This is a genomic window from Selenomonadales bacterium, assembly GCA_017442105.1.
Lineage (GTDB): Bacteria > Bacillota > Negativicutes > RGIG982 > RGIG982 > RGIG982.
The window spans coordinates 1-7,522 of record JAFSAX010000197.1; the positions used below are offsets into that span (position 1 = coordinate 1).

At 58.7% G+C, this 7,522-nt stretch carries 9 protein-coding genes; all 9 read right to left on the reverse strand.

Translation table 11 applies throughout. From position 1 onward, the window contains the following. The coding region (locus tag IJN28_07655) for a hypothetical protein (protein ID MBQ6713643.1) at positions 1-780 on the reverse strand (780 nt) is incomplete at its 3' end. A gap of 26 nt (positions 781-806) precedes the next feature. Beyond that, positions 807-1,658, reverse strand: a complete 852-nt coding sequence (locus tag IJN28_07660; protein MBQ6713644.1) for a hypothetical protein — start codon at positions 1,656-1,658, stop codon at positions 807-809. A gap of 1 nt (position 1,659) precedes the next feature. Further along, positions 1,660-2,103 (reverse strand): hypothetical protein, encoded by a 444-nt coding sequence (locus IJN28_07665; protein ID MBQ6713645.1) that lies wholly within the window; start codon positions 2,101-2,103, stop codon positions 1,660-1,662. Between the two features lie 78 nt (positions 2,104-2,181). Beyond that, a complete protein-coding gene (locus tag IJN28_07670) occupies positions 2,182-3,939 on the reverse strand; it encodes a hypothetical protein (protein ID MBQ6713646.1) in 1,758 nt (585 codons plus the stop codon). After that, positions 3,936-4,412: a hypothetical protein gene (locus IJN28_07675; protein ID MBQ6713647.1), complete on the reverse strand. Its 477-nt coding sequence runs from the start codon at positions 4,410-4,412 to the stop codon at positions 3,936-3,938. Before IJN28_07675 ends, IJN28_07670 begins: the two co-directional genes overlap by 4 nt. Before the next feature lie 24 nt (positions 4,413-4,436). Next, positions 4,437-4,973: a hypothetical protein gene (locus tag IJN28_07680; GenBank protein MBQ6713648.1), complete on the reverse strand. Its 537-nt coding sequence runs from the start codon at positions 4,971-4,973 to the stop codon at positions 4,437-4,439. Next, a complete protein-coding gene (locus tag IJN28_07685) occupies positions 4,970-5,308 on the reverse strand; it encodes a hypothetical protein (GenBank protein ID MBQ6713649.1) in 339 nt (112 codons plus the stop codon). The genes IJN28_07680 and IJN28_07685 overlap by 4 nt, the downstream gene beginning before the upstream one ends. 87 nt (positions 5,309-5,395) lie before the next feature. Next, positions 5,396-6,586, reverse strand: coding sequence for a DUF5309 family protein (locus IJN28_07690; protein MBQ6713650.1), 1,191 nt, complete (start codon positions 6,584-6,586; stop codon positions 5,396-5,398). A gap of 21 nt (positions 6,587-6,607) precedes the next feature. Next, complete coding sequence (locus tag IJN28_07695) at positions 6,608-7,360, reverse strand: hypothetical protein (GenBank protein MBQ6713651.1); 753 nt, start codon at positions 7,358-7,360, stop codon at positions 6,608-6,610. Positions 7,361-7,522: the final 162 nt, after the last annotated feature.

A 7,522-nucleotide genomic window follows, 5' to 3' on the forward strand; every position in this document is an offset into this window, starting at 1 on the left:
GGATCGCGATGATATCTGATGCCCGTAGGACCCGTCTTTTGCCAACGTTGCACCTGCAACGATGAAGTTGACGAAGTAGTTGGTGGTGGTGAAGGCTTTGGAGAAGGTGACGGTGTAGCTGTCGGCGTCGATGGCAGAGGTGGTGCCCCATTGTTCGATGAAGCCGTCCGACCAGACGCGATAGCCTTTGGCATCGCTTTTCCATGTGGTGGTGACGTAGGCTTTTGGTGTGGCCGGTACGGCGATGGTGATGTTTGCAGTGCCGTCGAATGAGACACCGTTGATGGTGCGCGGTGTGGTGAGCTTGTCGGCACAGGCATAGGAGGCCGGTTTGTTTTCGATGTTTGACCACGGGACGGTGACGGTGATGTCTGCGGTGCCGTCGAACGGGGTGCCGTTGATGGTACGCGGTGTGGCGAGGGCTTCTGCTTTGGTGGCGGGGCCGCCTTCGGTCAGAGAGCTTGCGTAGGTGTGAGTGTGTTCTTCGGCTGGGTAGGCGGTCGGTTTGTTTTCGATGCTTGACCATGCGACGGTATCGGCGGTGGCGGCTGTGCCTGCGATGCTTGCGGCGATGCGGTCTGTCCAGATGTTATTGGCGGCATCGGCGAGCTGGTAGAGACGGCCGTGGTCGGTGCGGTAGCAGAGCATGCCGTCAGAGAGGTTGGTGGTGGGGAAGGCTGTTCCCGAGGAGAGGGAGCGGACGGTGGATAGTGCGTTGTTGATCTGTTCGCGTGAGGCTTTGAGTGTCCGATCGCCTTCTAAGAGCTGGAATTGTTCCATGGCGGTGTTCCTTTCGTAAAGTTTTGTTAGTAGCCTTCGGCGAGCCAGGATACGGTGCCGCTTTTGCGTGTGCCGTTCGGGAGGAGAAGTTCGCAGTCGAAGGTGCGCGCTCCGTCTGTTTCGCTTTGGCTGATGAGGTGCGGGATGGGCATGCCGCCTGTTGTGTCTGCGGAGAGGACGGTGAGGACGATGCGCGGTGGGTGGTAGTAGTGATGAGCGAGCGTGATGCGCGTTGGTGCGTCTTCGGTGCAGTCGGCGATGCCGTTTTCGCGGGTGTCTTCGATGTCGACGTGGAAGGCGACGTCATAGAGGAGTGGGTCTGCGCCTGCGGCACCTGTGGTGAGGAGGAGGCGTACGAGGGCGTCGCGGTAGGTGTATTCGCCGACTTCGAATGGGTGGAAGGCTTCGTATCCGCTTGGTGAGGCGGCCAGGCGTGCCCATGATGCGTCGTCAAGACCGCTCGAGAGAAGGGTGACGCTTGCAAGTGTGCCTTGCCACGGGGAGAGGATGGTGCTGTTCAGTCGAGCTGAGGCGCGCTCGGTGTGTGTGAGGAGGCGGCTGCCTTGTTCGCTGAGGGAGGTGTTCTCTTGGGCGGTGCGTCGGTAGAGGGTCGTATGGGCAGTCTGTTCGATGAGGGTGACGGCGACTTTTTCTTTGCGGGTGATGCGGTTTGCCTGCGTGCTTGCAAGGTGCATCGTCTGCCTGCTTGTGATGTGTGGTGCGCGAGAGCTTTTTGCGGTGACGGTGAGCGTTTCTTCTTCTGTGAGCGAGAAGTCGGCGAGTGTGGCGGTGTCCCACGTTTTGACGGCGGTATCGTCGTCCCATGCGAAGAGGGCGGTGTCCCATGTGTAGTCGCCTTTGTTGATGGTGGTGATCATGTTACGAGAGGGTGAAGACGAATTTGGTCGTCAGTTCGTCTTGTTCGCCTTTGTTGATGACGGCAAAGGTGACGCGGTCGAAGAGGGTGCCGCCGCTCGATGCGTTGACGATGCCTGCTTCGGTGATGGCGCCCGTGGCTTCGCCTGCGCCGAAGGTGGTGGTGAGGGTGAGTTCTTTCGTTCCGCTCGTGTGTGCGTAGGTGGCTGATTTTCGCGTGAGTTCTTTGGCGAGGGCTGTCTGCGCGGCGGAAGGGGCGGTGGTGCCGGTACCAACGGCTGTGTAGTTCATGGCGTTCGGTCTGGTGGGCGAGGCGATGGCGCTGCAGAGAAAGTCGAAGCCTGCGTTTGTGATGAGGTTGTCTTTTTGGCGCGTTTCTCTGGTGCCGTCGGGTCGCGTGAGTGTGATGATGGCTCTGCCTTTGAGGTGGGTCGTTTCGTTGGTCATGTGGTTCTCCTTTCGGTTGGTGGTGTGACGATGCGGTGGGGGCTTATCGAGGGGATAGGCGATGGTTCGTGTTTGTTGTCAGCGCGGATACCATGCGATGGTCGTCAGGCTCATGCAGGGCGGTGCGGCAGCGGTCTGTTTGCGGTCGGTCTTGTATGTGAGGGAGGCGAGGCGGAGCGTGCGTGCAGTCGCTGTTTGTTCGATGCCGAGGGCGAGAAAGTCGCGTGCTTCTGTGATGTATGGCAGTCGTACGGTGATGTTGTCTGTGCCGATGAGGGTGAAGGCGCCGTTTGTGTAGCGGAGGGTGAGTGCAGCGTTATCGCCTGCAAGTGATACGATCTCGCAGTCGGCGGGCGGGGCGTCTGTCGTGAGGTGGAATACGAGGCTGAAGGTGTCGAGGCTGTCTACGCTATAGGCGAGGCGTGTGATGGGCGAGATAGAGAGGCCGCGGTTCCAGCGGGCGGGGCAGAAGGTGTCCGCGTGCTGTGCTTCGGTCGGTGCATCGTCTTTTGCGGAGGTGAGTGTGCCGTCCATCGTCCAGACTGTTTCGTTTTCGGTCGGCAGGGCGGCTTCGGCGATCTCTTTGGTGAGCATGGCACTGCCGAGGTCGCCGTTGGTGCCGTTCCAGACGGTGGCAGATGCGTCTTCGCTTTCCCATGTGAAGGCTGCATCGTCCCAGGATAGGCGGTCGTCGGTGACGCCGATGAGTTTGGCTTCGAGCCAGCTTCGTGCGCGGTAGGTTTCGGGCAGGTGGACGGCAATGAGGTATTCTCCGCGTCGGCTTCCGTCGGCGAGGCGAAGGCCGTTGGCTGCGGTGTCGTAGTAGAGGTTCGTTTTTGTTCCGCTGTAGTATGTTTCGCTTTGGTCTAATGTGATGATGACGTTTTTGCGGTGGTCGGCGATGCGGTCGAGCGATGTCCATGTGGCCGAGGTGGAAGCGTTGCCGTAGGCGTCGAATGCTTTGATGAGAAAAAAGGCGTGCCCTGCCTGTGGGTAGCGGAGCCGTATGTGCGTATCTTTTGTTTCGGCAAGTGTCATGGCGCCGTTCCAGTCGGGTTCGCGGTGGGCGACTTTGATGACGTAGTGTGTGCCGAGGAGCGGGTGTGCGTTCCACGTGAGGTCGAGCCAGTCACCGTTTTGTTCGGCGAAAAATCCTGTGACGGGCGCGACGTCGGCACAGATGGTGAGGGCATCACCTGTGCCGAAGCTGTCGTAGTAGGCGACGGCGATGGTGGTAAGACGGCCGTCGTGGCGGTGAAGGAAGCTGTTTTCGCTTGTGCGTACGGTGTATCCGTCGATGGTGAGCTGTGCGCCGATGCAGTCGCTCGGTACAGAGTCGTAGGTGATGATGGTGCCGCTTTCGGTGCGCGAAAGTGTGACGTTTGTCGGTCTTTTGGGGCGCGGTTTCGTATACGAGAGGGACGTGGTGATGGCGGTGCCGCCTGTAAGCTGTGCGGTGAGGGTGACGGCTCCGCTGAAAGAGGGCGGTGCGATGCGTAGTGATGTTTCGCTCGTGCGTGCGAGGAGAGCGGAACCTGCCGTCAGTTCGTAGCAGAGCGCGGTCGGTACGCTCGTCCACTGCCAGAGTACGCCTTGGCGGTCGAAGGTGACGCGAAAGTCGTCGATATCGTGCGGTATGGCGGTGTCTATGTTGTTGGCACGGTTGACGAGGTCTGCGGTGTCGTGGCAGAAGTCGCTCAAAAGGCTCATCACGTAGCGGCCGTCGCCGTCTATCGAGGCAGGCAGTTGCGGTGCGGTCAGCTTGTCTGCGGTGGTCGCGCCTCTTTCGGCGGTCAGCTTGCTCGTGGTCGCATTTGCGGAGGATGCGCCCATCATGGTCTTGCTCCTTTTGGTGCGAGCGTTGCGGCAAGTGCGGTGCGCAGGTTCGCCAGATGTGCTTCTTCGGCGGAGGTGTCGTATTCGTTATGGCGCAGGGCGCGTATGACGGCTGTGAGGAGGACGGCTTCGGTGATGGCAGGTGTGAACGGGAGCGTGTCACTTGCGGTCAGTTCTTGCGGTGCGCCGTAGTAGCGGAGCGTAAGCTGGGTGCGGCCGCCGTCTAATTTGACTTTGCCTTCGGTAAGACGGTACGGATGGCAGCCGACGGATAAGAGAAAGTCGCTCGGAAGTGTGTCGCCGTTGGTGAGGATCGTTTCGCGGATGAGCGGTGCGTAGCGGAGCGAGGCGAGGAGGACGGCTGTTTCTCGGACGGCTTCGTTGAGGAAGGTGAGGTAGTCTGTTTCGCTGTATTCGTCCGATACATCATGCACTGCTCGCCTCATGTAGGAGATGGCTTCGGATATGGTCATGGTGTGCTCCTTTCGGTCGGGTCGTCAGATGCGCCACGGCAGGTCGGGCGTGCGTCGTGTGCGCATACGGCGTGTGATGAGAAGGTCGTCGCTTAAGAGGGCTTTTTGGCGCGTAAGGTCGTCTGCGCCCGAGAGTGTGAGGACGACTGTTTTGGCAAGTGTGTCGGTAAGAGAGGATGGCAGGTCGAGGTCGCCGTCATCGGTGAAGGTCGGAAGTTTCTTCTGATAGGTGACGAGTGCGCCGTCTTTCGTGCGGAAGGTATCTCCTTCGATGCGGTAGCCGCCGTCCGCGACAGTAAGGCCGATGCGTACGGGGATGAGTGGTCTGCCTTCGGTATCGCATACGGCGCGGAGCGTGACGAAGTCGTCGGGGAGCTTATCGCCGTCTTTGAGGACGGTAGAGGCGGTCGTTAGGTCACTGCCGAGAACGGCGAGGTGACGAGATAGGTACGAGAGCGCGTCGGTGGTGGCATTTTCGATGTCGTAGTCGGAATATGTGCGGACATCTTCGTCACCGAGGAGCCTGCGGGTGAGGGTGAAAAGGTCGGTGCGTGCGATCATGTCAGACCTCCTGTGCCGTGGACGTATTTGGCAGGGGTGGAGATGGCGAAGGCGGGATACAGCTCGAAGAATTTCTTCACGTTTTTCGTATATTCGCCGAGGTCGCCTGCGCGGCGGGCGTTTTCTGCGGCGATGAGCCACGGGTCGCAGTTCCACATCTCGGGCGGGATATGGCCGAGGGCGATGCACTGTCCGCTGCCTGTGCCGAATCTGCCGCCGCCCGACTGGGTGGCCTCATGTGCCAGCTTTTGTGCCACGGAGCAGTCGAATGTGTTACGAAGGATCATCGTGCACTTGTTATCGTTTAGGACGGTCAGCTTTTGGTCTGTCAGCATGGTATGCCTCCTTTCGTGTTTCCTCCTTGGGGAGGAGGAGATGAGCGAGAGCTTCTGCCCATCTCCAAAGAAGAAGTACGCGTTTCATCAGCGGAGGATACCCGTGATGGAGCCGCTGGCTTTCGGCTGTGTGCCCTGCAAGCCGAACCACGATTCGACGGCGAATTCGCGATACGAGCCGCGTTTTGCAAGCTCGGTGATGCGGTGCGGTTCTTCGAACCATTTTTTGTCCCAGTAGTGCATGTCGAGAAGGTCGATGCGGTCGTCCGGGTACAAGCGGTGTGCGTGTGCGTTGATCATGCCGAAGTCGGACTGGTATGCGCTGACGACCATATCGACGCGGTCGTCGCCTGCCTGACGCATCGTCGTCGTAAGGCCGCTCATGATCTCGCTGAAACGGCGTTTTTTCGCGCCGCTCATCACGGCTACAGTCGGTTTGCCGCCGCGGTTGTAGCACATCTGCATGACGGTGTTGACATCGTCAACGGTGAAGTCGGCTTTACCGCCGAGGTCGATGATGTTGTTTTTGACGATGGCGAGGTTCGTGCCCGCAGACGTCGGCTTGACCTGTTTTTCTGTTTTGTTTTCGACGGCGTCTTTCATCGAGGAAAAGAGCGTGAATACCGTTTCGGGGAGCGTGTCGTCGGTGCGGATGTAGTAGATCGTGCCTGCCGTAAGACCTGTCGGCATCGCATCTGCCGTGAAGTAGACGAAGTCGCCTGTGCGAAGGCCGTGCGCGCTTGCTGTCGTTACTTTGCCTGTCGAAGTAGTGAGCGTTGCGCTCATTACTTCGGACTGCATGAAGTACGGGATACCGCCCGAAAGTGCCGGCAAGTCGCCGCTTTCGGCACGTGCGACATCACCGTTGACGAGCATATATTCGAGATCGTGCGCCTGCTCGCGGAGTGCATTGGAGAGCTGGTGGTCGTATTCGCTCGGTTCGTTGTAGAACTTTTTGACGCGGTCTTGTGCATCGGATACCCAGCCGCAGTTGACGAAGTGCTGACAGTAGTTTTTCTTCGCTTCGACAGAGCCGACTTTACCGCCGCTGAAGTCTGTTTTTTCGAGGTGGGCGTTCATCTGCGGCGGCTTGAGTGCTTCGGTGAACCAGCCGAATTCAAGTGCCTGTGCGTTCGGTGCTGTCTGCAGGTTTTTGAGAAAGAACGTAAGTTCCGGGGAGATGTTTGTAAGGATATCAGAGAAGTCTTCTTTGTTGCCCACAGCTTCGTATGTCAAGGACTGACTGCGGCTCGGGCCCATGTTGCGTTGGATTGTCATGTGGATATTCCTCCTGGTGTGTTAGTATTTTTTGAGCATACGGGAGATAAAGCGTGCCTGATCGCGCGGCGACATATCACCGAGCTTGCTGATGTCGGGGCTCATGCTGTCTGCCATAGAGCCTGTGCGTTCGACGGACGGAACGGACACGTCTTCGATGCCGAGTTCTTTCGCGGAGAGCTCGCGGCGGACGCGGTCGTAGTAGTCTGCCATGACGGACGTGTCGTCGTCGTCAAAGTCGCCGACCTGAAAGCGTTCGATGGCGCGGGCGATGCGGTCAGCTTCTTCGTACGGGAGCGATTGGTAGCGCGTTTTCATCGTGCGGTCGATGTCGTGAAAGAGCGGTTCGCGCATACGTTCGTCACGGAGAAAGTCGCGGATGCGCAGTCTTGCTTCGTCAGCACGTTGGCGTTTTCGGTAGTGGTCGCGTTCTGCATGGAGCATCTCGTATGTGATGAGCTGCTGGAACATCTGTGTGATGTCTTCGATCTGGTCGCAGACTTCGCGGTCGCTCACATCGAGCGGATTGCCGTCAGCCGTCTGGTTGAGCATCTCGGCTTCGGCGGCGTGGCGGAAGGCGACTTTTTTGATGGCGCGCGGAAGGTTCATGCTCGGCTCTTGGGCGAGGCGGATGGCTTCTTTTGTCATATCGGAGATCTGCGGATAGTTGTAAAGACGAGGTGCGTCGCTGTCGCCTTGTGCGTCTAAATTGAATGTACCGATAAGACCGTGCGCACTTTCATCGGGGTGCGGGTGGCGTGGTTCTTGATTCATGGGGGGCCTCCTTTTCATAATGTAGGTCGTGTTTGGGTGGATGTGTGGGGGAGTTTGGGATATCACCGCCTTTCATAAGGGGGAACTGTTTTGGTGATGTAGTCGGAAGTATGGAGATGATCATTGCTTCTTTTATGGCTCCCTCTGACGAGGGAGCTGTCA